General features: G+C 60.7%; 17 protein-coding genes. 12 read left to right on the top strand and 5 right to left on the bottom strand.

Annotation, left to right across the window (positions count from 1 at the left end):
- Positions 1-189: 189 nt before the first annotated feature.
- On the top strand, positions 190-1,149 hold the full coding sequence (locus tag AACW30_RS14135; RefSeq protein WP_200622890.1) for a LysR family transcriptional regulator: 960 nt from the start codon (positions 190-192) through the stop codon (positions 1,147-1,149).
- A 363-nt stretch (positions 1,150-1,512) separates the two neighbouring features.
- Here the strand turns inward: AACW30_RS14135 and AACW30_RS14130 are convergent, their stop codons facing one another.
- The 4 genes from AACW30_RS14130 to AACW30_RS14115 all read right to left on the bottom strand — a co-directional run bounded on the left by AACW30_RS14130 (position 1,513) and on the right by AACW30_RS14115 (position 5,216).
- Entirely contained in the window at positions 1,513-2,157 is a 645-nt protein-coding gene (locus AACW30_RS14130; protein ID WP_124418911.1) for an HAD-IB family hydrolase, read from the bottom strand.
- Between the two features lie 72 nt (positions 2,158-2,229).
- Complete coding sequence (locus AACW30_RS14125) at positions 2,230-2,943, bottom strand: HNH endonuclease (RefSeq protein WP_200622888.1); 714 nt, start codon at positions 2,941-2,943, stop codon at positions 2,230-2,232.
- 174 nt (positions 2,944-3,117) lie between these two features.
- Positions 3,118-4,368: a ribonucleotide-diphosphate reductase subunit beta gene (locus AACW30_RS14120; protein ID WP_032879817.1), complete on the bottom strand. Its 1,251-nt coding sequence runs from the start codon at positions 4,366-4,368 to the stop codon at positions 3,118-3,120.
- 578 nt (positions 4,369-4,946) lie between these two features.
- Complete coding sequence (locus AACW30_RS14115; RefSeq protein ID WP_106576108.1) at positions 4,947-5,216, bottom strand: DUF2790 domain-containing protein; 270 nt, start codon at positions 5,214-5,216, stop codon at positions 4,947-4,949.
- Positions 5,217-5,613: 397 nt separating this feature from the next.
- Here AACW30_RS14115 and acs point away from each other — a divergent pair, with 397 nt between their 5' ends.
- From acs to argR, 7 genes are all read left to right on the top strand, one after another.
- Positions 5,614-7,569: an acetate--CoA ligase gene (acs, locus tag AACW30_RS14110; protein ID WP_106576109.1), complete on the top strand. Its 1,956-nt coding sequence runs from the start codon at positions 5,614-5,616 to the stop codon at positions 7,567-7,569.
- Positions 7,570-8,262: 693 nt separating this feature from the next.
- On the top strand, positions 8,263-9,048 hold the full coding sequence (locus tag AACW30_RS14105) for an ABC transporter substrate-binding protein (RefSeq protein WP_106576110.1): 786 nt from the start codon (positions 8,263-8,265) through the stop codon (positions 9,046-9,048).
- Positions 9,049-9,139: 91 nt separating this feature from the next.
- Positions 9,140-9,829, top strand: coding sequence for an ABC transporter permease (locus AACW30_RS14100; RefSeq protein ID WP_032886746.1), 690 nt, complete (start codon positions 9,140-9,142; stop codon positions 9,827-9,829).
- On the top strand, positions 9,826-10,524 hold the full coding sequence (locus AACW30_RS14095) for an ABC transporter permease (RefSeq protein WP_106576111.1): 699 nt from the start codon (positions 9,826-9,828) through the stop codon (positions 10,522-10,524). Before AACW30_RS14100 ends, AACW30_RS14095 begins: the two co-directional genes overlap by 4 nt.
- 1 nt (position 10,525) lies before the next feature.
- The gene (locus tag AACW30_RS14090; protein WP_119741954.1) at positions 10,526-11,638 is read left to right on the top strand and encodes a succinylglutamate desuccinylase/aspartoacylase family protein; all 1,113 of its coding nucleotides are present in this window, start codon (positions 10,526-10,528) and stop codon (positions 11,636-11,638) included.
- Positions 11,639-11,665: 27 nt separating this feature from the next.
- The gene (locus AACW30_RS14085; protein ID WP_003214336.1) at positions 11,666-12,430 is read left to right on the top strand and encodes an ABC transporter ATP-binding protein; all 765 of its coding nucleotides are present in this window, start codon (positions 11,666-11,668) and stop codon (positions 12,428-12,430) included.
- 245 nt (positions 12,431-12,675) lie between these two features.
- Positions 12,676-13,656 (top strand): transcriptional regulator ArgR, encoded by a 981-nt coding sequence (gene argR / locus AACW30_RS14080; protein WP_106576113.1) that lies wholly within the window; start codon positions 12,676-12,678, stop codon positions 13,654-13,656.
- Positions 13,657-13,662: 6 nt separating this feature from the next.
- Here argR and AACW30_RS14075 read toward each other — a convergent pair whose 3' ends face one another.
- Entirely contained in the window at positions 13,663-19,587 is a 5,925-nt protein-coding gene (locus tag AACW30_RS14075; protein WP_200622886.1) for a leucine-rich repeat domain-containing protein, read from the bottom strand.
- Between the two features lie 286 nt (positions 19,588-19,873).
- Between AACW30_RS14075 and AACW30_RS14070 the strand changes: the two genes are divergently transcribed.
- From AACW30_RS14070 to astD, 4 genes are all read left to right on the top strand, one after another.
- A complete protein-coding gene (locus AACW30_RS14070) occupies positions 19,874-21,094 on the top strand; it encodes an aspartate aminotransferase family protein (protein ID WP_106576115.1) in 1,221 nt (406 codons plus the stop codon).
- 200 nt (positions 21,095-21,294) lie between these two features.
- Complete coding sequence (aruF, locus tag AACW30_RS14065) at positions 21,295-22,314, top strand: arginine/ornithine succinyltransferase subunit alpha (RefSeq protein WP_106576116.1); 1,020 nt, start codon at positions 21,295-21,297, stop codon at positions 22,312-22,314.
- A 51-nt stretch (positions 22,315-22,365) separates the two neighbouring features.
- A complete protein-coding gene (gene astA, locus AACW30_RS14060; protein WP_106576117.1) occupies positions 22,366-23,391 on the top strand; it encodes an arginine N-succinyltransferase in 1,026 nt (341 codons plus the stop codon).
- Positions 23,388-24,857, top strand: coding sequence for a succinylglutamate-semialdehyde dehydrogenase (gene astD / locus AACW30_RS14055; protein ID WP_164487997.1), 1,470 nt, complete (start codon positions 23,388-23,390; stop codon positions 24,855-24,857). Before astA ends, astD begins: the two co-directional genes overlap by 4 nt.
- The last annotated feature ends 54 nt before the right edge of the window (positions 24,858-24,911 follow it).

Raw genomic sequence — 24,911 nt, 5'->3', positions numbered from 1 at the left:
GTAAAAAACTAAAAAGACCTGATCGTAGTGTCAGGTTTTTACGGGTGTTAAATCAGCCTCTGTGTGCTGTTCAACCCGCTATATTCAAGGTTGCCAAGGGCGGATGTTTACGGCCATTATCGCCGCCTGGCTATGTTCAAGGATTGGGTTGAAGCCTGTTGAATATGGCACTTGAGGTCAACGCGTATTATGGAAACCCCACTTTCCACTTCTGGAAACATGCCACCAAAACCCGGCACTCGGCCGCCCCTGCAACTGAGCGGGCTGGATTTCAAATTGCTGCGCGTGTTCATGGCGGTGGTCGAAGCCGGCGGCTTCAGCGCCGCGCAAAACGAGCTGAACGTGGGCCTGGCGGCCATCAGCAAACAGATCTCCGACCTCGAAATCCGCATCGGCATGCGCCTGTGTACGCGGGGCAGGGAAGGCTTCGGCCTGACCGAAGAAGGCAAGTTGGTGTATCAGGCGTCCATCGAGTTATTTACCTCGGTGGACAGTTTTCGCGACAAGCTTAGTTCGGCGCAAAACGAGCTTATTGGTGACCTAAGTGTGGGCGTTATTGATAACACCGTCTCCGACGTTAATTCGCCGCTGATTAGCGCCTTAAGTAAATTACACAGCGAATCGCCAAAGATTAGATTGCGTCTACATGCCTCGCAATTGGATGAAGTTGAGCGCGGCGTGGTGGAAGGGCGGCTGATCGTCGGCATCGTCCCGGTGTATCAACGCCGCGAAGAATTCGACTACTTCCCGCTGTACGAAGAAAAAGCCCACGCCTACTGCGCCGTAGGACACCCACTGTTCAACGCGAGCGACCTCACGCCAGAAGTGCTGCGCCAATACGAAGTGGTCAACCACCGGTACGCAATCCACCGCGACAAAGCCAACTTCGTCACCTACGACAGCCAGTCCGCCTCGGCCTCACAGGTTGAAGCCGTCGCCATCCTGATCCTCACCGGCCGCTTCCTAGGCTTCCTGCCGGAACACTACGCCGCGCCACTGGTAAGGGAAGGGCGCCTGCGCGCACTGTGCCCGGAACACGTCCAACTGAGCACCGCCTTCAACCTGATCCTGCGCCACAACGCCCCGCGCAGCCCGATGGTAAAAGCCTTCGCCACAGCCCTGGGCGTCAACCTCAAGGCCACAACATAAACCGCGCCGAACACCGATCAACAAGCAACAAAGCGCAAATGTGGGAGCTGTCGAGCCCCAGCGAGGCTGCGAAGGGATCACCTCGGTCCGCTGCCGAACCCACTATTTGTATCGACCCTCCAGCAACCCATGCTAGTGCGCCGTCCGGCCTGAAACCGATCAAAATGTGGGAGCTCTCGAGCCCCAGCGAGGCAGCGAAGGCATCACCTCGGTCCGCTGCCGAACCCGCTATTTGTATCGACCCTCCAGCAACCCATGCTAGTGCGCCGTCCGGCCTGAAACCGATCAAAATGTGGGAGCTCTCGAGCCCCAGCGAGGCAGCGAGGGGATCACCTCAGTCCACCCGCCGACCCCATCCACGCATCAGCGCTGCAACTTGCCTTGCTTCTTCTTCGAATGAAAATGCCGAAAATGCGCATCCTGCGCCGCCGCCAACAACTCCCGATCCCCGCGGGTATCGCCCCAGGCCCTGAGCCGATAATCGCCCAAATCCCCATACACCGCCTCAAGCCGCAGTACCTTGTTCTCACAGCGGCAATTATTCCCCGTGAGCTTGCCCGTCAACACCCCGTCGACCACCTCAAGTTCAGTGCCGATCAACTTGATCCCAAGGCGATTCGCAAACGGCTGCAACACTAAAGCCGGCGACGCCGAACACAACGTCACCTCCGCTCCGGACTTCACCTCATCCGCCACCGATTGCAACCCAGTCGGGCGCATCAGCTTGCTCCACGTACGCTGGCAATACGCCTCAGCCTGCTGCTGAACCCACGCCTTCTCCACGCCGGTCATAAAGGTGCGAATCAACTGCGCCTTCAACTCATCCCGACTGATCTGCCGCAGCAAAAAGCGCAGCCCCGGCACCGCCAGCTTGACCATCCGGCCATAGAACTCACCGGTGCCAAAGGCAAACTTGAGGAAGGGCACGAAACTGTCGTGATGGGTCAGGGTGCCGTCGAAGTCAAAGACGGAAAGTACTTTGGCGTCTGCAGGGCCGGCTTCGAGCATGTCTGGGTTCACGGGTTGGCCTCGGTCCTATCTAGTGTTTATTAAGCGTGCATCAGGTGTGACAGCAGGAGTTTACTCCCGTGCCAATCTTCCGATCTTGGCGTAAAGCGACTCGGTGAAAGCCTCCCGGTCACTCGACCGGTGGCAACGCTGATGGCAATTGGGGCACAAGGCTACAGCATTGGTGATGCGATCCGAACCCTTCCGGGCGAGGTGCTTGACGTGATGCACTTCGAGAAATGGCAAACCGTCGACCTCGAAAGGTGCGTTAGAGCCGCAGCCTTCGCAGATGCCGTTGGCTTCTTTCAACACCCAGGCGCGGACCTTTGGATCGCGGACGAAGGCCGTGCTTACGGTCGATACCTTCTGCGGCTGGGCAATACCGTCCGGTAGCTTAGGGAAAGGTTGCTGCTGCAGTTTGGACGCGCGGCGCATCAGCGTTTGCTCGTCTGCTGTTTGGCCAGCATCTTCGGATTCGAACACGCCCTTTGCGGCCAGTGCATTGCGGATGCGTTGCTCTACGCCTGTGCCCACATTCTTGGCGGGCTTATAGCCTTCAATGCGGTCCCAGCCCATACGGACGAGCACGGTAGAGATATTTTGCATGCGAAATTCGATGGAGCCCTTTGCGCGGCCTGCCACAGGGCCTTCGCGCAGAAGGCGGTTTTCGAAGGCTTTGTTAAAAGGCTGGCCGCTCTTTTCCCAGGCCAACATCTTCAAGTACGTCTCGACCGCCGCTGCCAGCTCCGCGTCGTTCCAGTCCGTTTTGTCTTTCGCAATATCCATACAGCCGCCAAGGGTAGAAAACCCTCGGACGATACTGAGTAGCCATTATTGCGTCTACGAAATTTCCTACAGTCTGCTGGGATTTGACCGTCTCTGAATTTGGGAATATTCAGATCACTGAGCATAAAAAAGCCCTGAACATGTCAGGGCTTCTCGGTGGGGCCGACTCTAGGATTAATCCCAGCTCAACGCGCCGCCGGTCTGGTACTCGATTACACGGGTTTCGAAGAAGTTCTTCTCTTTCTTCAAGTCCATAATCTCGCTCATCCAAGGGAACGGATTCGTCGTCCCCGGATACTCTTCCTTCAACCCAATCTGCGACAAACGACGGTTCGCGATGAACTTGAGGTAGTCCTCCATCATCGCCGCATTCATGCCCAACACGCCGCGCGGCATAGTGTCACGAGCATATTCAATCTCCAGCTGAGTCCCTTGCAGGATCATCTGGGTCGCTTCTTCCTTCATCTCGGCATCCCACAAGTGCGGGTTTTCGATTTTGATTTGGTTGATCACGTCGATACCGAAGTTCAGATGCATCGACTCGTCGCGCAGGATGTACTGGAACTGCTCAGCCACGCCGGTCATTTTATTGCGACGGCCCATGGACAAAATCTGGGTGAAGCCGCAGTAGAAGAAGATGCCTTCCAGGACGCAGTAGTAGGCGACCAGGTTGCGCAGCAACTCTTTATCAGTCTCGACGGTACCGGTTTCGAACTTCGGATCGGAGATCGAGCGGGTGTATTTCAAACCCCAGGCGGCCTTTTTGGCCACCGATGGAATCTCGTGGTACATGTTGAAGATCTCGCCTTCATCCATGGCCAGCGATTCGATGCAGTACTGGTAGGCGTGGGTGTGGATCGCTTCTTCGAAGGCCTGGCGCAGGATGTACTGGCGGCACTCCGGGTTGGTGATCAGGCGGTACACGGCCAGCACCAGGTTGTTGGCAACCAGGGAGTCGGCGGTGGAGAAGAAGCCGAGATTACGCATGACGATGCGACGCTCGTCGTCGGTCAGGCCTTCGGGGTTTTTCCACAGGGCGATGTCGGCGGTCATGTTGACCTCTTGCGGCATCCAGTGGTTGGCGCAGCCGTCGAGGTACTTCTGCCAGGCCCAGTCGTACTTGAAGGGTACGAGTTGGTTGAGGTCGGCGCGGCAGTTGATCATGCGCTTTTCGTCAACGGCGACGCGGGCGGCGGAACCTTCCAGCTCGGCGAGGCCTTCGGCGACGTCGAGTTTGTCCAGGGCGGCCTTGGCGCGCACGATGGCGGCGGAGTCACTGGCGGTGACGGCGCGAGCTTCGATGGCGGCGGCGGCGCCGGCACCGTCGAGGCGGTCCATGTTGGCTTCGGTGGCGTGGCCGGCGTTGGCGCCTTTAGCGGCTACTTCGCCTTCTTCTTCTTTGTCGAATTCGTCCCAGCTCAGCATGACGTGTCGTCTCCTGCGTGAGGGCTCAAAGGTGCCCGTGTGAAACCGGATGGTTGGGTGTTCACACGGCCCAGAGGCCGCGGTGGATCTTAAGAAATCGTTTGTTGCAACAGCTCGCGCAGGCATTAAACGGAATTGGGTAACGGGTGTTCTGCGTGAGGCTGAGGGGCGGAGCGACTGGTGCATGCTCCAGCGGGAGGCCTCAGGTCTGGCTCTTCATCCCAGTGTAAAGGGATATTGCAGGCCCGATTTACCCGCGCATTATAGGGAAAAATTCGGCTTTGTGTTGCGGCGGATGGTCACGATTGCGCGCCAAAATGGCCTGGTTTTCGGCCAAGGCGCGTGTTTGCAAGGCTTTGCCGGGATAGGAATTTTTTGACGGGCGGTGGGATAGTTTTTGTGGGGGCAGGAGAGGCGGGTAGGTGGCGGGCTTTGGGAGGTGGGTAAGGCTGAAATTGCCATCGCAGGCAAGCCAGCTCCCACATTTTTTTCATGGTGGGTTCGAAATAGGTTCTTGGCCGCAAGAACGATTACTTGCGGCGACCAAGATCCGGGTTTAAACCTGACTCAATAACCTGTTACCCGTTAGAACAACCGTTGCCCATTACTTGGTAATTAAGAATATGACGTTGACCTTGGGAGTCTTCATATTCCATTTGTACCGGTACAACTTGGCATACTTCCGGAACAGTGCTCATGGACAAGACTTTGGCCACATCCAAGTGAGTGCTGTAAGTGTAATCCTCAACGATCGGGGCGTTCTGGCCGGCCAGCTCGGTCGGGGCCTCATCGGCCAGGGCGGCGGTGGCGCACAAGCTGCTGAGGGCCATAACTACGAGAGCTTTCATTTCTTTACTTACCTTCTTCAGGGCGAAAGGGGTCACGGGGCCCTTGTGAGGCCACGTGTGTAACTTAAGAGTTGGGAAGTTCGGATTAACGTTGCCTTCGTGGGGGCTGTTACGTTGTTAATCACAGTGTCTTGTTGACGGCGTTGATTTTAGGCGCACGCGTTATATTCATATACCCGTGCTTTTGATAAACACTATTGGCGGTTTTTGTAACAATCCCCTGATAAAGGTTTTTTCACCCAGCCGGAAAGCCACGCAGGGCGCGGGCCAGAGCCGTAAACGGGCATGGCAGGGCAATTTGTAGGGGCTTGTTACTACCATCGTCGAATGGTTCTATGGGGGCGCCCCGGCTACAACAGGGCATACAAAAACAACTATTGTCACCGAGGTAAGAAAGATGAGTGCGGCTTCCCTGTACCCCGTTCGCCCCGAAGTAGCAGCCAACACGCTGACCGACGAGGCGACCTACAAGGCCATGTACCAGCAGTCGGTGGTCAACCCCGATGGCTTCTGGCGCGAGCAAGCCAAGCGCCTTGACTGGGTCAAGCCTTTCACCGCGGTCAAGCAGACCTCTTTCGACGACCACCATGTCGACATCAAATGGTTCGCCGATGGCACCCTCAACGTTTCCTACAACTGCCTGGACCGTCACCTCGCCGAGCGTGGCGACCAGGCGGCGATCATCTGGGAAGGCGATGACCCTTCCGAAAGCCGCACCATCACCTACCGCGAGCTGCATGAAGAAGTCTGCAAGTTCGCCAACGCCTTGCGCGGCCAGGATGTGCACCGCGGCGACGTGGTGACTATCTATATGCCGATGATCCCCGAAGCCGTGGTCGCCATGTTGGCCTGTACCCGCATCGGTGCGATCCACTCCGTGGTGTTTGGCGGTTTTTCGCCGGAGGCGCTGGCCGGCCGCATCATCGACTGTAAGTCGAAGGTGGTGATTACCGCCGACGAAGGTATCCGCGCCGGTAAGAAAATTCCGCTGAAGGCCAACGTCGACGACGCGCTGACCAATCCGGAAACCAGCAGCATCCAGAAAGTCATCGTGTGCAAGCGCACCAATGGCAACATCAAGTGGAACCAGCATCGCGACATCTGGTACGAAGACCTGATGAAAGTGGCGGGCACCGTGTGTGCGCCCAAAGAGATGGGCGCCGAAGAGGCGCTGTTCATCCTCTACACCTCCGGCTCCACCGGCAAACCCAAAGGCGTGCAGCACACCACCGGCGGCTACCTGCTGTATGCGGCCCTGACCCACGAGCGCGTGTTCGACTACCGCCCAGGCGAAATCTACTGGTGCACCGCCGACGTCGGTTGGGTCACCGGCCACACTTATATCGTGTACGGCCCATTGGCCAATGGCGCGACCACGCTGCTGTTCGAAGGCGTGCCGAACTACCCGGACATCACCCGTGTCGGCAAGATCGTCGACAAGCACAAGGTCAATATCCTCTACACCGCGCCCACTGCGATCCGCGCGATGATGGCATCCGGCACCGCCGCCTGCGAAGGCGTGGACGGCAGCAGCTTGCGTCTGCTCGGTTCAGTCGGTGAGCCGATTAACCCGGAAGCGTGGGACTGGTACTACAAGAATGTCGGCCAATCCCGTTGCCCGATCGTCGACACCTGGTGGCAGACCGAAACCGGCGCCACCCTGATGAGCCCGCTGCCGGGTGCGCACGCGCTCAAGCCGGGCTCGGCGGCGCGGCCATTCTTTGGTGTGGTGCCGGCGTTGGTGGACAACCTGGGCAACATCATCGAGGGCGCTGCCGAAGGCAACCTGGTGATCCTCGATTCGTGGCCAGGCCAGGCACGTACGCTGTACGGCGACCATGACCGCTTCGTCGATACCTACTTCAAGACCTTCCGTGGCATGTACTTCACCGGTGACGGCGCGCGTCGCGATGAGGATGGCTACTGGTGGATCACCGGCCGTGTAGACGACGTGTTGAACGTGTCCGGCCACCGCATGGGCACTGCCGAGATCGAAAGCGCGATGGTTGCACACCCGAAAGTCGCCGAAGCGGCGGTGGTGGGCGTGCCCCATGACATCAAGGGGCAGGGCATCTATGTGTATGTCACGCTCAAAAATGGTGAAGAGCCGAACGAAGCGCTGCGCCTGGAGCTGAAAAACTGGGTGCGCAAAGAGATCGGGCCGATTGCGTCGCCGGATGTGATTCAGTGGGCACCGGGCTTGCCGAAGACGCGCTCGGGGAAAATCATGCGGCGGATTTTGCGCAAGATCGCCACGGCTGAATATGACGGGTTGGGGGATATCTCCACCTTGGCTGATCCGGGTGTGGTGGCGCATTTGATTGAAACGCACAAGACCATGAACGCCGCGTAAGGCGGGGTCTGTGGGACGAAGCCCCATTCGGCGTGAGCTGCATGGGGCTTTTTTGCAGGGTCTCGAAACCGATGCAAATCCCCTGTGGGAGCGGGCTTGCTCGCGAATGCGGTGCATCAGCTGGCAGATGTGCAGCTGACCCAGCGCATTCGCGAGCAAGCCCGCTCCCACATTTGGAATGTATTTCATGAACAAGGCGGTGTAGGTCTGACAGGCCGGCATAACCACCAAGCCAATAAATATCGACTTCGCTCGTAGGACGTATCTGAATGTTACCGAGCAAGCCAAATGTGTAACCCTGTGCCCAAACCTGAGGCAAAGTGCTACGCCCGCGCCCCGAAAAGCCCCGTTTTAGACACCCTCTGAAATAAGATTAAACGCCAGACTTGCCGTGCTAGAAGGGTTTGCGAATAATAGGCCCGCAATTTGCAGCATCAACAGGTTTAATATCTTTTGTCTCTGCATAAAATTCAGAGGCTGTCAATGTGCTGGAACCGCTTTCTCAGTGCTTCTGTAAATTGTTGTCGCATTGAGGAAATATCGGCTTCCGGCCTGTCGTTAGAATGCCGATCACTCGCTCGTCGTCTCCAATGCTGAACCGGGGTAGGACGCAGCACCGCTATTCGGTTTCACTTAAGTCGCATCGTGGGCCACGGCTCATTCTGCTTTTTGCCCTACCGATGGAGTCCCAAGATGAAGAAACTTGTGCTGTTGGGCGCCCTGGCGCTGTCCGTGCTGTCGATGCAGGCCTTCGCTGATGAAAAGCCCCTGAAGATTGGTATCGAAGCGGCTTACCCTCCGTTTGCCTCGAAGGCGCCGGATGGCAGCATCGTCGGTTTTGACTACGACATCGGCAATGCCCTGTGCGCCGAGATGAAGGTCAAGTGCGTCTGGGTCGAGCAAGAATTCGACGGCCTGATCCCTGCGCTCAAAGTGCGCAAGATCGACGCGATCCTGTCGTCCATGTCCATCACCGAAGACCGCAAGAAATCCGTGGACTTCACCAACCGCTACTACCTGAGCCCAGCGCAGCTGGTGATGAAGGAAGGCACCACGGTCAGCGACAGCCTGGATGAATTGAAAGGCAAGAAAATCGGCGTGCAACGCGGTTCGATCCACGATCGCTTCGCCAAGGAAGTCCTGGCCCCTAAAGGCGCCACGGTTGTGCCTTACAGCTCGCAGAACGAAATCTACCTGGACGTGGAAGCCGGTCGCCTCGACGGCACCGTGGCTGACGCCACCCTGCTGCAAGACGGCTTCCTGAAAACCCCGGCCGGTAAAGGCTACGCGTTCGTGGGCCCACAGTTCACCGACGCCAAGTACTTCGGCGACGGCATCGGCATTGCTGTACGTAAAGGCGACAAGGCCGAGCTGGACAAGATCAACGCGGCCATCGCAGCGATCCGTGCCAACGGCGAATACAAGAAAATCCAGGACAAATACTTCGACTTCGATATTTACGGCGCTGACCCTAAGTAACTCGTCCTAGCTGTCTGTCCAGAATGGCGCAAGCAACAGAATTCCTGCGGTTTGCGCCATTTTTTCATCCCCCTTTTCGAGGACCTGAATCATGTTGAAAGGCTACGGGGCCGTCATCCTCGATGGCGCATGGTTGACGCTTCAGCTCGCCTTGTCGTCCATGGCCTTGGCCATTGTTCTGGGTCTGATCGGGGTCGCGTTACGCCTGTCGCCGGTGCGCTGGTTGGCCTGGCTGGGTGACTTGTACTCCACGGTGATCCGCGGGATCCCCGACCTGGTGCTGATCCTGCTGATTTTCTACGGCGGTCAGGACTTGCTGAACCGCGTCGCGCCGATGCTCGGCTACGACGACTATATCGACTTGAACCCCTTGGCCGCCGGTATCGGCACCCTGGGTTTCATCTTTGGCGCCTACCTGTCGGAAACCTTCCGCGGCGCCTTCATGGCCATTCCCAAGGGCCAGGCCGAGGCCGGCCTTGCGTATGGCATGAGCAGTTTCCAGGTGTTTTTCCGGGTGATGGTGCCGCAGATGATTCGGCTGGCGATCCCTGGTTTTACCAACAACTGGCTGGTACTGACCAAGGCCACCGCGCTGATTTCGGTGGTGGGCCTGCAAGACATGATGTTCAAGGCCAAGCAGGCGGCAGACGCCACCCGCGAGCCTTTTACCTTCTTCCTCGCAGTGGCGGCGATGTACCTGGTGATCACCAGCGTGTCGTTGCTGGCCCTGCGCTATCTTGAGAAGCGCTACTCGGTAGGCGTAAGGGCGGCTGATCTATGATCTTCGACTACAACGTCATCTGGGACGCCATGCCGCTGTACCTCGGCGGTTTGGTGACCACCCTGAAATTGCTCGCCATCTCGCTGTTCTTCGGCTTGCTCGCCGCCTTGCCCCTGGGCTTGATGCGCGTGTCCAAGCAGCCGATCGTCAATGGTGCGGCCTGGCTCTACACCTACGTGATTCGCGGCACGCCGATGCTGGTGCAGCTGTTTTTGATCTACTACGGTCTGGCCCAATTCGAAGCCGTGCGCGAAAGCTTCCTGTGGCCGCTGCTGTCCAGCGCCACGTTCTGCGCGTGCCTGGCCTTTGCGATCAACACCAGCGCGTACACCGCCGAGATCATCGCCGGTAGCCTCAAGGCCACGCCGAACGGTGAGATCGAAGCGGCCAAGGCCATGGGCATGTCGCGCTACAAGCTGTACCGCCGAATTCTGCTGCCGTCGGCCCTGCGCCGTGCGCTGCCGCAGTACAGCAACGAAGTGATCATGATGCTGCAGACCACGAGCCTGGCGTCCATCGTCACCTTGATCGACATCACCGGTGCCGCGCGCACAGTGAACGCCCAGTTCTACTTGCCGTTCGAAGCCTACATCACGGCCGGCGTGTTCTACCTGTGCCTGACCTTTATCCTGGTACGCCTGTTCAAGTTGGCCGAGCGCCGCTGGCTCAGCTACCTGGCGCCACGGAAGCACTGATATGGAACGTATCGATCACCTGTTGCCCTGGGGCCACCTGGGCTGCGAGCGCCAGCTGAGCGTGTTTCGTTTTGGCAGCGGCGAGCGCAAGGCCTACATCCAGGCCAGCCTGCACGCCGATGAATTGCCCGGCATGCGCGCGGCCTGGGAACTGAAAAAACGCCTCACCGAACTGGAACAGCAAGGTGCGCTCAATGGCGTGATCGAGCTGGTGCCCGTGGCCAACCCGATGGGCCTGGGCCAGCTGTTGCAAGGCAGCCACCAGGGGCGTTTCGAAGTCGGCAGCGGCAAGAACTTCAACCGTGATTTCGTCGAGTTGAGCGAGCCGGTCGCCGCGTTGCTCCAGGGCAAGCTGGGCGATGACCCACACGCCAATGTGCGCATGATCCGCCAGGCAATGAGCGATGCACTCAATGCGTTGCCCGAGCCGAGCAGCCAGCTGCAAGGCATGCAGCGCGTTTTGCTCAGCCACGCGTGCACCGCCGATATCGTCCTCGACCTGCACTGTGACGCCGAGGCCGCGCTGCACATGTACGCGTTGCCACAACACTGGCCGCAATGGCGTTCGCTGTCGGCGCACTTGAATGTAAAAGTCGGCCTGCTGGCGGAAGACTCCGGCGGCAGCTCGTTTGATGAAGCCTGTTCGCTGCCCTGGCTGCGTCTGTCCCGGGCGTTCCCCGAGGCGCAGATTCCGCTGGCGTGCCTGGCGACAACGCTGGAGCTGGGCGGCCAGGCCGACACCGGCCGTGATGACGCGATCTTCCACGCTGAAGGCATTCTCGCGTTCCTGGCCGAACAAGGCCTGATCAAGGGCGAATGGCCCGCACCGCAGCACGAGCCGTGCGAAGGCCTGCCGTTCGAGGGGACCGAGCTGTTGTTCGCGCCCCATGCCGGCGTGATCAGCTACCTGCGTAAAGCCGGTGACTGGGTGGAGACCGGCGAGCCGATTTTTGAAGTGATTGATCCCTTGACCGACCGCGTCAGCATTGTGTGTGCGGGCACGTCCGGGGTGTTGTTTGCCGTTGAACGGCTACGTTATGCCCAAGCGGGTTTCTGGCTGGCCAAGGTGGCGGGGCGCGAAGCGCTGCGTCACGGGCGCTTGCTCAACGACTGACCACCTGTTTTTGTGAGAACCGACCGCATGTACAAACTTGAAGTCCAAGACCTGCATAAACGCTATGGCAGTCATGAAGTGCTCAAAGGTGTGTCCCTGGCCGCCGCGGCCGGTGATGTGATCAGCATCATCGGTTCCAGTGGTTCAGGCAAAAGTACCTTTTTGCGCTGCATCAACCTGCTCGAGCAACCTCACGCCGGCAAGATTCTGCTCAACAACGAAGAGCTGAAACTGGTGGCCAACAAGGACGGCGCCATGAAGGCTGCCGACCCGAAACAACTGCAACGCATGCGTTCGCGCCTGTCGATGGTGTTTCAGCATTTCAACCTGTGGTCGCACATGACCGCGCTTGAAAACGTGATGGAAGCGCCAGTGCACGTGCTGGGCATGTCGAAAAAAGACGCGCGTGAAAAAGCCGAGCATTACCTGGCCAAAGTCGGTGTGGGCCATCGTAAGGATGCGTTCCCCGGCCACATGTCCGGCGGCGAGCAGCAACGCGTGGCGATTGCCCGCGCCCTGGCGATGGAGCCTGAGGTGATGCTGTTCGACGAACCGACCTCGGCGCTCGACCCTGAACTGGTCGGCGAAGTACTCAAGGTCATGCAGGACCTGGCCCAGGAAGGCCGCACCATGGTGGTGGTGACCCACGAAATGGGCTTTGCCCGTGAGGTGTCGAACCAGCTGGTGTTCTTGCACAAAGGCATCGTTGAAGAGCGTGGCAACCCGCGTGAAGTGCTGGTGAACCCGCAGTCTGAGCGGTTGCAGCAGTTCCTTTCGGGCAGCCTGAAATAATCAAGACTGCTTTTGTGCACTGAATTAGTGCAAGCTGCGCAGCTTTAAGGCTGGCCTCGATTCCCTGTGGGAGCTGGCTTGCCTGCGATGGCGGCGTGTCTGTGCCAGAGAGGCAGACTGACCCACCGCTATCGCAGGCAAGCCAGCTCCCCCATTAGATCTCATATGTTTTGAGATTTGTGTTGGTTTCCGGGCTAGCATTGGCCCTTGTCTTCATTACCGTTCTTCGTTTCGGATAGCATTCCATGACCGCCCACAAAATTGGTTTCCTGATTTGGCCCAGCACAAAAGCACTGACGCTTGCGCTGGCTGAGGAGGCCTTGCGCGTTGCTCAGCGGGTGCATCCGGACGTGGTCTACGAGTTGTCGTTCCTGCTCGCCGAGCCTGCCACCGAAGGCGCCTGGCAATTGCCGGGCGAGCCGTGGGCCGGCAAGCTTGAAGGCTTCCAGAAACTCTTCCTGCTGGCGGACGAGCCGCCGACCGTCATCGCCTCTCAACTGAGCGCTGCGCTCAAGCAGCTTGTGCGGGCGGGTTGCGTGATCGGGGGCTTGTCGGCGGGGGTGTATCCGCTGGCGCAACTCGGTCTGCTCGACGGCTACCGCGCCGCCGTGCATTGGCGCTGGCAGGACGATTTCGCCGAGCGCTTCCCCAAGGTCATCGCCACCAGCCATCTGTTCGATTGGGACCGTGATCGCCTGACCGCCTGCGGCGGCATGTCGGTACTCGACCTGTTGCTGGCCGTGCTGGCCCGTGATCATGGCGCCGAACTGGCCGGCGCCGTCTCCGAAGAACTGGTGGTCGAACGCATCCGCGAAGGCGGCGAGCGCCAGCGCATTCCCTTGCAGAACCGCCTGGGCTCCAGCCATCCGAAGTTGACCCAGGCCGTGTTGCTGATGGAAGCCAACATAGAAGAGCCGCTGACCACCGACGAAATCGCCCAGCACGTATGTGTGTCGCGACGACAGCTTGAACGCATCTTCAAGCAATACCTCAATCGCGTTCCCAGCCAGTACTACCTGGAATTGCGCCTGAACAAGGCGCGCCAGATGCTCATGCAAACCAGCAAGTCGATCATCCAGATCGGCTTGTCGTGCGGTTTCTCGTCGGGCCCGCACTTCTCCAGCGCCTACCGCAACTTCTTCGGCGCTACCCCGCGTGAAGACCGCAACCAGCGACGCAGCAGCAGCCCGTTCGAGTTGTCGTCGGTGCCGTCCGAGCGCGGCTGACCGCTGTTATTCCTCCATGGGTTCGGGTGTGGACGGTGGCGTCAGGGGCGTGCCCTGGGCGTTCAGGCCGGCTTCATCCACCTGCAGATCATTGCCTGTCTGGCGAAAATACTGCCGAAGGCGGTCCAGGCTGTCCTCAGACAGCGGGTTGCCGCTGAGGTCGGACTCGTCGTCCCACGGCTGGCGCATGCTTAGAATGTCGTCCGGGACCTGGGTGATCAGGTTGTCGCTCAAGTCCACGGTGCGCAAATAAGGGCGGTCAAACACCCCGAACGGTACTTCGCTGAGCTCGCAGTTTTGCAGGTAGAGGCATTCCAGCTTGGGCATATTGTCCAGCTCGGGCGCCCGGCCCAGCGGGTTGTCACTCAAGTCCAGGTACTCCAGGTTACGCAGGTCTCGCAACTGGGCGCGGGCCCGCGGGCTGAGGCGAAGCCGACTCTGCGTCAACGTCAGGCTGGTCAGCCTCGGCAGGTTGAAGATCAGCTCGGGGATCTCGCCCAGGGCGTATTTATCCAGCGCCAGCGTGCTCAGGTTAGGGAAGGCACGCACCAGGCCTTCAACGTTGGTGGTGGTTCCTTCGCCGATGAGTTCCAGATGCGACACATGTTCGAACCGTGCGCTCAAGCTGGGCAGCTCGCCAAAAATCGACGTATGGCACGTCAGTTTATGGGTCACGGCATACCCGCCATTGAAATCGTCGATCTCGCTTTCGCGGCGCCAGCCTTCTTCCAGCGTTGCCTTGATGGCAAGGCGCCGGATTTGCTCCTCGGCCGCCGTTTGTTCGTCCAGTGCTACATCAAGGATGGGGTGCCGTTCGGGCACGGTCAGTGCCCAGACGGTGAGGTCTGCACTGAGGCGCGCGTATTCGCTTTCCAGGCGACGGATGGCGCCCTCAATCGCATCCAGATCGCCGGGCAGGCTGAAGATAAAGGCGTTGACCTCCGCAGCGGTGAACGTCGGGTACAAGGCTGCGATGCGGGCGTTATAGCCGCCAGGCGCATCGACCTGGAGGTGCTCGCCGCGGGTTTGGCAATAGCGCTTGAGTTGTTCCAGGGTCGCTCGTGACAATGGATTGGCAGACAAGTCAAACGCGCTGGTAACCGAGGCCGGCCTTTGCAGCAGCGGTTCGGGAATCTGCGTGATCAGGTTGTGGCTCAGGTCTACGAGGTTGCGTTCTCGGGCAGTGAGCAGGCTGGGCGGAATCTCTGTGAGGTGGGTGTTGCGCAGTCCCAGGCTGTCCAGGGATGTCATCGAGGTAAAGTCCGGGAGTTGCTCCAGAGGGTTATGGCTCAGGTTCAGCCGTGCCAGGTTGCGCTGGGTCTCCAAGGCTTTGACGGTTTTCGCTGACAGTCGCAGGTTGCAGCGTTCAAGGCTGAGGGCCGTGAGCTGTGGCAGCTGGAAAACCGGCTCGGGGATATCCTCCAGCACGTAGTCTTCAATGATCAGATGCTGCACGTGCGAAAAGCTCGCCAGCCAATTTCCTACGTCCAACGGCTGAGCATCGCCACTGAGCCTGAGGGTCGACACGTGAGTGAACCGGCTGCTGAGTGTGGGTAATTTGCCGCTTATGGGGGCAGAGATGTCCAGCGCGTAGGTGGGATGAATGTCGTTGCCGTGTTCGTCCTGCTTCAGTTGCCGACGCCATCCAGCGAGCAACGCTTGTTTGAACGCCTCGCGCTGATAGTGGGCGGTTTCGCCGAAGCCGGGGCTGTTCACCCAGGCGTCCAGCTCGTGGTTCAGCTGCTTGTAGTCAAGGTCCCGCCGCGCCAGTTCGATTTTGCCCATTTCCAGGTTACCCGGCAGACCGAAAATCAGGCGGTTGATTTCGTCACTGCTCAAGGTGGGGTAAAGCATCTTCGCGCTGGCAATGTCCACCGGGGCCGCATTGGCCTCCCAGTAACTGCCGGTGCGCTGGAAGTAGGTTTTGACCTGCTCAAGGGTCTGCGCAGACAGCGGGTTGCCGGAAAAGTCGAACGAATGGCTGGTTGCCACGGGCAGCTCGAAAAGTGCGTCGGGCAATGCAGCAATGCGGTTGTCCCGAAACAGCGCGGTCTCCAGCTGGGGGCGCTGCAAAATCCCGGCAGGCAATTGCGTGATACCGGTGTTGCTCAAGTCGAGGAAGTGCAGGCCAGGCATGTTCTCGACACTGGGTAGGAGCCCCAGCGGGTTGTTGAAGAGGTCGAGGGTCTTGAGCTGGGTCATGTTTTCAAGCGCGGTGCGGGTCTGCGCTGTCAGGGTAATGTTGCAATCGCTGAGTACCAGTTCATTGAGGCTGGGTATTGCGGTGACGCCATCGGGCAGTCTGTCGAGGTTGAAGTTGCGCACGGTCAGGCGACGCAGGAACGGGAACATCGACAAGAACGTGTTGATCTCCAGCGGCCCTTGCTCGCCCTGCAGCGACAGGCTGGAGATATGACCGAAACGTCCGGGCAGCACGGGAGGATTGCCGGAAATCGGCCAGTTCAAGTGCAGTTGGTAGCCATTGGGGGCAGGCGGCTCGTAGTACGCGTCGAGCGGGGTTTCCAGGCGCCAGGCCCGGCGCAGTTCATCGGCCCAGGCCGTGCGGTTGCGCCGGGCATAGGCAAGTTCCTGGCGACTGATGCGCACTTGTGGGTCAGCGCTCAGGCGCGGCGTGGCAGTGATCCAGGCCTGCAAGTCGCGCTCAAGTTGCTGGTATTCGTTGCGCATGGTGCTCAGCGCCGTCGTCACCCCGCCGGGCGCTTGTTCCAGGCTGCGCACAATGTTGTCGATATGCGCGCGGGGCAGCGCCGGGAACAGGTGTTGGGCGTGTTCATGCGCCGTCAGCTCGTGTTGCGCACCGGGCGCGGGTGCTGCTCGATAGCCCGGCATGCCGCCGCGCAGGCGCATGGTGCTTGGGTCGTAGGCGGGTTTGCCGACGGGGGCGCCCGCGAGCAACTCGCGCAGATGCCAGTGGTGCAGGGCATGACGAGCAAGCGCCTGGCGCAGGGCCGGGCCCTGGCCGATATGAATGCCCAGCGCAGCGCGCGCCTGGTCGGGCAGCGCCTGGAGGAGGGCGGTGTAGAAGTCGGTTTCGCCAAACAGCGGGCCGCTGCTGTCGGTGGGCACATAGCCGCCGTTGGCGGTGTAAACCAACGTGCGTTGAACGCGGGCGCGGTCATCACCGATCACGTCGCGCAACGGCCCATCAGCGGTGTCGTTTCTGACGCTAATGCGCAGCCCCGCGGGCCAGTTCGGCAAATCGGGCAGGGAGTGCAGGGCCAGGCGGTAAGTGTCCAGGTTGTCGATGCTGTCCAGGTACAGCCCTTCGTAGGCACGGCAGGCGCGTATTTCTCGCTGGGCTTCGCGCGCCAACTCGATCAGGCGCCGGGGCGCCCGGCCCTGATCGAGGGCGCGCAGCTCCTCCGGGCTGGCGATGGCACGCAGGGTTTCGGCGGCGCTCACCGGCAAGCCCGGCGACGCGTCGACAAGCGCGCTCAGCTGCGCATCGTCGGTACGTTGCAGGGCGCGATATGCCGATTCGAACAGCGCCCAGCGTTTTTCCCGAGCCAGTTGGGCAAGTGTTTGCCTGAGGACGCCCGTACGTGCTTGAAGCGAGGCTGTGGGATGGCCGGACGCTTCCCCCAGCAACGTCCTTCTCTGCGGTTCGTCCAGCGCTTCGAGCAGGGTCTGGAGCAAGTCGCCATTGTTGAGTTGGTGCTCGTGAATCTGGGTGACGCTGGCGTCTGCGGCGCCCGGGATTTCCCAGTGCGTGCGTCCCTGGTTGTCGATCAGGCGCAAGGTTCTGGTGGTGGGCCACAGCCCGTAGTTGGTCAAGAGCAGCAGTTGGGTCTGGGCATCGGCCAACGCCTGGACACGAGGGTCATCACTGTTCATTTGGTCGATGAAGGTTTGCAGGTCCTGGTCGATTTTGAAGCGCTTGAAGGTGTCGGCCAGCAGCGGTGGGAGGGGTTCACGGGCCATGTAGAGCTTGCGCAGCGCCGCGTCTTCGACGCCGCTGACGTGGCGAATCTGTGCCAGTTGCAGGTCGCTGAAGCTTTGCGCCTGATGGCCCAGACGGCGCATCAACTGGGCGCTGTCCCAACTCAGCGGTTGGTCCAGCTCACTTACCCAGGCGCCTTGGCCATTGCTGTGTGCCGTTGGGCGGTAGGCATTGGTGCGGGTGGGATGCTTGAAGTAATGCGTGTGGGTGCCGGGGTCGAGGCCCAGCGCGTAATGCGCGCCGGACAGGGGCAGGATGTCTTGCTCGCCATGCGCGTGCAGGCCGAGCGGGTTGGCGCGCGAGCCTTCGGGCAGCGTCACCGCATGGGCGTAAGGCGCAAGGTCCGGTCGCCACAGCCGGGTCTGGCCATCGGGCAAGGTGACGGGTTTGAGTCGGTCGAAAAACTGCCAGAGTTCAGCGGGCAAGTGCTGGCGCAACAACCCTTCGGCAAGCGGCGGGCCGAGGGCGAACATGCCCAGTTGGACCATTTGCTCCAGCACTGACATCAGGTGCCCGAACGCCTGGGCCTTGAGGCCTTCGGCCCAGTCGACGATGCCCTCGAACGTGTCATCCAGCAGCTGATACGCGGTGTAACCCAGCATCAGTAAACCCAGCGGCGGTACAAACGGCGCCGCGACCAGCGCGGCAATCTGCAGCAGGGCCGAGCCGATCTTTTCGAACAGGCTCCAGCGCTCCCAGCGGGTTTTCTGGTCGGCGCTGGCAGTGGACACGGCTTGAGCGCGTGCGTCGTTGAAGAGTTTGCTCAGGGTGGTCTGGTAAAGGTGTTCGAGCACCGAGCCGCTGATCGGTGTGACGGCAAACTGCAGCCCAGGCCTGTCCACCGGTGTATCCCGCCAGGCCGGGCGCGGGTCGCCGCGGGTGTGCGCATGCCAGGTGACGCGGGACAGGCGCTGGCCGAGGTCGGCGAAAAAATGCCCGCGTTCGTCGTGGTTCACGAAACGGCTGAAGAATTGCTGGTACGCAGGCTGGCGCAGGTCGGCGGTCAGGGCCTGCATGAACTGCACGCTGGAGCGGTACTCCTTGAGCGGGTGTTGCGGGTCGTGCGGAATATAGGCAATGACGGGCACCACGTGATTGGCCCGCTCAAGGTCCGCGTGGGCAAACAGCACAATGCCTGTCAGCGGGCTGGACAGCATGCTCAGGGCGTGACAACGCAGTGCGTTGCAGCCCCCCGGATTGCTCAACAATTGTTGCAGGCGCTGCGAGCTGGCTTGCGACAGGTCGCCCCGCAGGCGCGCCATGTGCAGGGCGAGTTTCAGGTTGGCGACCTGGCTGGCATCGAAGCGGTGTTGCAGGTGTGCAGTGGCGACGGGGTTGTTGAGGTCCAGGGAGTGCTCGAGGTAGGCGCTGTATTGGCCGCCAATGTCCAGTTCGCGGCACAGGCGGGTAAAGGCCGGCACGCTGATACGTGTGTCTATGTCGGGCAGGGTATCGAAATGCCCGGTGGCGGTGGGCGGGGTGATAAAACCGGATGGCGGCTCGTAGGCGTCGTCAGCGGTTTCGCCGGCTTCAAAGTTATGCAAGGCGGCGTCCAGCAGCGACACGGTCCAGGTTCGCACTGCGCCGGAGCGCACGGGGAACCAAGGAATGGTCGCCGGTATAGACAGGCGCAGGAAGGTGTTGTGCACATCGCACTCCACACCGAAGCGCTGTTTGAGCGCCTGCTGCAGCACGGGCGCGGCAAAGTCGGCGGGTGACTTGAGTGCGTCCATGGCCTTGTCGAGCAGGTTTTGGGTGACCCAGGCCTCACGGATCAGGCCTTTGAGCGCCGTGTCCTGCTCGGCTGAGGGTTGGGCGTACCCTGCCGGTGCGCTGGTTTTAAGGGCGTTGCGACGTGCGGCCGACGCGTCGCCCAGCCAGTCGGGGATCGCGTTTTTGAGCGTTTCATGATGAACGTCGCGCGCAGGGATCAGCCGGTCGAAAGCGGGCACGCTGGGTTGCTGGCTCATTGCAAAACTTCCTGAGGATCAAATGATGCCCTCAGCAGAACAGTTCGCCGCCGCCGATCCGTGTTAGATAATTAAGCGCGAGCCGTAAATCGGTGCCGCTGGGCGAGCCCACGGTTTAAACTGCGCCATTGCGATGCTATTTGTCGCATTGGCGTAAACCCGCTGAAAACGCGGGTTGGCGCTATAAGAAGTTGTCGCTTGGCGGCAAGGCCGCACTGAAAACTGTCCTTACAATCCCTGCATCGCCCGCCAGTTCCAGGCAGGCGTTCCTCTTCAGGAGACTCCGATGTCCGTTGAGCAAGCCCCGGTGCAACGTGCCGATTTCGACCAGGTCATGGTTCCCAACTACGCACCTGCCGCATTCATCCCTGTGCGTGGCGCGGGTTCGCGCGTTTGGGACCAGGCGGGTCGCGAGCTGATCGACTTTGCCGGCGGCATCGCGGTTAACGTATTGGGCCACGCCCACCCGGCGCTGGTCGGTGCACTGACCGAACAAGCCAACAAGCTGTGGCACGTCTCCAACGTCTTCACCAATGAGCCGGCCCTGCGCCTGGCGCATAAGCTGATCGACGCCACCTTTGCCGAGCGCGTGTTCTTCTGCAACTCCGGCGCCGAAGCCAACGAGGCCGCGTTCAAGCTGGCCCGCCGTGTGGCGTTCGACCGTTTCGGTACCGAGAAGTACGAGATCATCGCCGCGCTGAACAGCTTCCACGGCCGTACCCTGTTCACCGTTAACGTCGGTGGCCAGTCGAAGTACTCCGACGGTTTCGGGCCTAAGATCACCGGCATCACTCACGTGCCTTACAACGACCTGGACGCGCTGAAAGCCGCCGTGTCGGACAAGACCTGCGCCGTGGTGCTCGAACCGGTTCAGGGCGAAGGCGGCGTTTTGCCGGCTGAGCTGGCGTACCTGCAAGGCGCCCGCGAGCTGTGCGATGCGAACAACGCGCTGCTGGTGTTCGACGAAGTGCAAACCGGCATGGGCCGCAGCGGTCACCTGTTCGCCTACCAGCATTACGGCGTGACGCCGGACATCCTCACCAGCGCCAAGAGCCTGGGCGGCGGTTTCCCGATTGCAGCCATGCTCACCCGTGAAGACCTGGCCAAGCACCTGGTGGTCGGCACCCACGGCACCACGTACGGCGGCAACCCGCTGGCGTGTGCGGTGGCGGAAGCGGTCATCGACGTGATCAACACCCCAGAAGTGCTGGCCGGCGTGAACGCCAAGCACGAGCTGTTCAAGGCACGCCTGCAACAGATCGGCGAGAAATACGGCATCTTCACCGAAGTGCGCGGCATGGGCCTGCTGATTGGTTGCGTGCTCAGCGACGCGTTCAAAGGCAAGGCCAAGGACGTGTTCAACGCGGCCGAAAAAGAAAACCTGATGATCCTGCAAGCCGGCCCCGACGTGGTGCGTTTCGCCCCAAGCCTGGTGGTCGAAGATGCAGACATCAACGAAGGCCTGGACCGTTTTGAACGTGCCGTGAAGACGCTGACGCAAGCCTGATAGCGACACATTTTGCTGGTTGGACTGGTCAAAAATGTGGGAGGGGGCTTGCCCCCGATAGCGGTGGATCAGTCACTGGATTTATCAACTGACAGACTGCTATCGGGGGCAAGCCCCCTCCCACATTGGATCTGTGTGAGCTCAGATCCCGTGTCCGGCATTTTTCCCTCTATGAGTTTTTCGAGTTAAGGAGTGACACCATGCTGGTGATGCGCCCCGCGCAAATGGCTGATCTGGGCGAGGTACAGCGTCTGGCTGCGGACAGCCCGATTGGTGTCACCTCCTTGCCGGATGATGTGGAACGTCTGAGCGACAAGATCGCCGCCAGCGAAGCGTCCTTCGCGGCCGAGGTCAGTTTCAACGGCGAAGAAAGCTATTTCTTCGTGCTTGAAGACACCGAGACCGGCGAGCTGGCCGGCTGCTCGGCCATCGTCGCGTCGGCCGGTTACTCGGAGCCGTTCTACAGCTTCCGTAACGAAACCTTCGTGCACGCGTCCCGCGAGCTGAAGATCCACAACAAGATTCACGTGCTTTCCCAATGCCACGACCTGACCGGCAACAGCCTGCTCACCAGTTTCTACGTGAAGCCTGCGCTGGTCGGTTCGCCGTGGTCGGAACTCAATTCCCGTGGCCGCCTGTTGTTCGTCGCCAGCCATCCCGAGCGCTTTGCCGACTCGGTGGTGACCGAGATTGTCGGCTACAGCGACGAGAACGGTGATTCGCCGTTCTGGGACGCCATTGGCCGCAACTTCTTCGACCTCAACTACGCCGCTGCCGAACGCCTGTGCGGGCTCAAAAGTCGCACCTTCCTCGCCGAGCTGATGCCGCATTACCCGATCTACGTGCCGCTGTTGCCCGACGAAGCCCAGGAAGCCATGGGCCAGGTGCACCCGCGTGCGCAGATCACCTTCGACATCCTGATGCGTGAAGGCTTCGAGACCGACCATTACATCGACATCTTCGACGGCGGCCCGACGCTGCACGCGCGGGTCTCGGGCATTCGCTCGATTGCCCAAAGCCGCGTGGTGCCGGTGAAGATCGGTGAAATGGTCAAGGGGGCCGGCCGCCAGTACCTGGTGAGCAACGCGCAGTTGCAGGATTACCGCGCGGTGATGCTGGAGCTGGACTACGCGCCCGGCAAACCGGTGACCCTGGACCTGGCCGCGGCCGAAGCCCTGGGTGTCGGCGAAGGTGCCAGCGTGCGCCTGGTCGCTGTTTAAAGCAGAGTTTTGCGGGTGGCCTGGAGCAGGCGGCCCGTCTGAGGAGATAGCATGATCGTTCGTCCCGTACGCAGCAGCGATTTACCGGCCCTGATTGATCTGGCGCGCAGCACCGGCACCGGCCTCACCACCTTGCCGGCCAACGAAGAGCGCCTGACCCACCGGGTTGGCTGGGCGGAAAAAACCTTTCGCGGCGAAGCCGGGCGCGGCGATGCCGACTACCTGTTTGTGCTGGAAAACGACGAAGGCCGCGTGGTGGGTATTTCCGCCATTGCCGGCGCCGTCGGCCTGCGCGAGCCGTGGTACAACTTCCGGGTCGGCCTGACCGTCAGCGCCTCCCAGGAACTGAACATCTACCGCGAGATTCCGACGCTGTTTTTGGCCAACGACCTCACCGGCAACTCCGAATTGTGCTCGTTGTTCCTGCACGCCGATTACCGCAACGGCCTCAACGGCCGCATGCTGGCCAAGGCGCGCATGCTGTTTATCGCTGAATTCCCGCAGCTGTTCGGTAACAAGATCATTGCCGAAATGCGCGGCGTGTCCAACGAGGCTGGGCGCTCGCCGTTCTGGGAAAGCCTGGGCCGGCATTTCTTCAAGATGGAATTCAGTCAGGCCGATTACCTGACCGGCGTGGGCAACAAGGCGTTTATCGCTGAGCTGATGCCCAAGTTTCCGCTGTACAGCTGCTTCCTCTCTGAAGACGCGCGCAATGTCATCGGCAAAGTCCACCCGGACACCGAGCCGGCGCTGAGCATGCTCAAGAGTGAAGGCTTCAGCTACCAGGGCTATGTCGATATCTTCGACGCCGGCCCGGCGGTGGAATGTGAAACCAGCAAAATCCGTGCGGTGCGCGACAGCCAGTCACTGGTGTTGGCCATCGGCACCCCAGGGGACGACGCCACGCCGTTCCTGATTCATAACCGCAAGCGTGAGGAGTGCCGCATCACGGCCGCTCCGGCCCGTCTGGCGGCAGGCACGCTGGTGGTCGATCCTCAGACCGCCAAACGCCTGCAACTGGTGGTGGGTGATCAAGTGCGCGCTGTTGCGTTGTCTGCTGCTCGGGAGTCGAAATAATGAATTCGCTGTATATCGCAGGTAGCTGGCTGGCGGGCCAGGGTGAACTGTTCGAGTCGCGCAACCCGGTGACCCAGCAGGTGCTGTGGGCCGGCAATGGCGCCACCGTCGAACAGGTTGAATCCGCCGTGCAGGCCGCGCGCCAGGCGTTTCCAGGCTGGGCCCGGCGCCCGCTGGAAGAACGCATCAGCGTGCTGGAAACCTTTGCCGCCACGCTGAAAAGCCGCGCCGACGAAATTGCCCGTTGCATCGGCGAAGAAACCGGCAAACCGCTGTGGGAATCGGCCACCGAAGTCACCAGCATGGCCAACAAGATTGCTATCTCGGTTCAAAGCTACCGTGAGCGCACCGGCGAGAAGAGCGGCCCGCTGGGCGACGCCACCGCCGTGTTGCGCCACAAGCCGCACGGCGTGGTGGCGGTGTTCGGCCCTTACAATTTCCCTGGCCACTTGCCGAACGGGCACATCGTGCCGGCGTTGCTGGCGGGCAATACCGTGCTGTTCAAGCCGAGCGAGCTGACCCCCAAAGTCGCCGAGCTGACCGTGCAATGCTGGATCGACGCCGGCTTGCCGGCGGGCGTGTTGAACCTGCTGCAAGGCGCGCGGGAAACCGGTATCGCGTTGGCGGCCAACCCCGGTATCGACGGGTTGTTCTTCACCGGTTCCAGCCGCACCGGCAATCACCTGCACCAGCAGTTTTCCGGGCGCCCGGACAAGATCCTCGCGCTGGAAATGGGCGGCAACAACCCGCTGGTGGTCGATGAAGTGGCCGACGTGGATGCGGCGGTCTACACCATTATCCAGTCGGCGTTTATTTCGGCCGGTCAGCGTTGCACCTGCGCGCGTCGCTTGCTGGTGCCCGAAGGTGCCTGGGGCGATGCGTTGCTGGCGCGCCTGGTGGCGGTCAGCGCGACGATTGAAGTGGGTGCGTTTGATCAGCAGCCAGCGCCGTTCATGGGCTCGGTGATTTCCCTCGGCGCGGCCAAGGCCTTGATGGACGCCCAGGAGTTGATGTTGGCCAATGGCGCCGTGGCGCTGTTGGAAATGACTCAGCCGCAGGATCAGGCCGCGTTGCTGACCCCTGGCATTATCGACGTGACCGGCGTGACCGAGCGCGAAGATGAAGAGCTGTTCGGCCCGCTGCTGCAGGTGATCCGCTACGCTGATTTTGCCGCTGCGATCACTGAGGCCAACAACACCCAGTACGGTTTGGCCGCGGGCTTGTTGTCGGATTCCGAAGCACGCTACCAGCAGTTCTGGCTGGAAAGCCGCGCCGGCATCGTCAACTGGAACAAGCAGCTGACCGGTGCTGCCAGCACCGCGCCGTTCGGTGGGGTAGGGGCGTCGGGCAACCATCGCGCCAGCGCCTATTACGCGGCGGATTATTGCGCGTACCCGGTGGCGTCTCTGGAAACGCCAAGCCTGGTGGTCCCGGCAACGCTGACCCCAGGTATTACGCTGATCTAAAGGTGGGAGCGGGCTTGTGGGGGAGCTGATTTGCCTGCGATGCGGGCAACTCGG

Origin of the sequence: Pseudomonas sp. MF6747, assembly GCF_963890955.1 — a bacterium.
Lineage (GTDB): Bacteria > Pseudomonadota > Gammaproteobacteria > Pseudomonadales > Pseudomonadaceae > Aquipseudomonas.
Note: the sequence above shows the minus strand (reverse complement) of the source record. Positions and strands in the feature narration are given on the sequence as shown.

Excerpts from the sequence above, each read along its gene's own strand:
- argR (WP_106576113.1), top strand. The coding sequence starts at position 12,676 with ATGACCGCCCACAAAATTGGTTTCCTGATTTGGCCCAGCACAAAAGCA.
- AACW30_RS14095 (WP_106576111.1), top strand. The coding sequence starts at position 9,826 with ATGATCTTCGACTACAACGTCATCTGGGACGCCATGCCGCTGTACCTC.
- aruF (WP_106576116.1), top strand. The coding sequence starts at position 21,295 with ATGCTGGTGATGCGCCCCGCGCAAATGGCTGATCTGGGCGAGGTACAG.
- AACW30_RS14085 (WP_003214336.1), top strand. The coding sequence starts at position 11,666 with ATGTACAAACTTGAAGTCCAAGACCTGCATAAACGCTATGGCAGTCAT.
- AACW30_RS14090 (WP_119741954.1), top strand. The coding sequence starts at position 10,526 with ATGGAACGTATCGATCACCTGTTGCCCTGGGGCCACCTGGGCTGCGAG.
- AACW30_RS14070 (WP_106576115.1), top strand. The coding sequence starts at position 19,874 with ATGTCCGTTGAGCAAGCCCCGGTGCAACGTGCCGATTTCGACCAGGTC.
- AACW30_RS14135 (WP_200622890.1), top strand. The coding sequence starts at position 190 with ATGGAAACCCCACTTTCCACTTCTGGAAACATGCCACCAAAACCCGGC.
- astA (WP_106576117.1), top strand. The coding sequence starts at position 22,366 with ATGATCGTTCGTCCCGTACGCAGCAGCGATTTACCGGCCCTGATTGAT.
- AACW30_RS14115 (WP_106576108.1), bottom strand. The coding sequence starts at position 5,216 with ATGAAAGCTCTCGTAGTTATGGCCCTCAGCAGCTTGTGCGCCACCGCC.
- AACW30_RS14125 (WP_200622888.1), bottom strand. The coding sequence starts at position 2,943 with ATGGATATTGCGAAAGACAAAACGGACTGGAACGACGCGGAGCTGGCA.
- AACW30_RS14130 (WP_124418911.1), bottom strand. The coding sequence starts at position 2,157 with ATGCTCGAAGCCGGCCCTGCAGACGCCAAAGTACTTTCCGTCTTTGAC.
- acs (WP_106576109.1), top strand. The coding sequence starts at position 5,614 with ATGAGTGCGGCTTCCCTGTACCCCGTTCGCCCCGAAGTAGCAGCCAAC.
- AACW30_RS14075 (WP_200622886.1), bottom strand. The coding sequence starts at position 19,587 with ATGAGCCAGCAACCCAGCGTGCCCGCTTTCGACCGGCTGATCCCTGCG.
- AACW30_RS14100 (WP_032886746.1), top strand. The coding sequence starts at position 9,140 with ATGTTGAAAGGCTACGGGGCCGTCATCCTCGATGGCGCATGGTTGACG.
- AACW30_RS14105 (WP_106576110.1), top strand. The coding sequence starts at position 8,263 with ATGAAGAAACTTGTGCTGTTGGGCGCCCTGGCGCTGTCCGTGCTGTCG.
- AACW30_RS14120 (WP_032879817.1), bottom strand. The coding sequence starts at position 4,368 with ATGCTGAGCTGGGACGAATTCGACAAAGAAGAAGAAGGCGAAGTAGCC.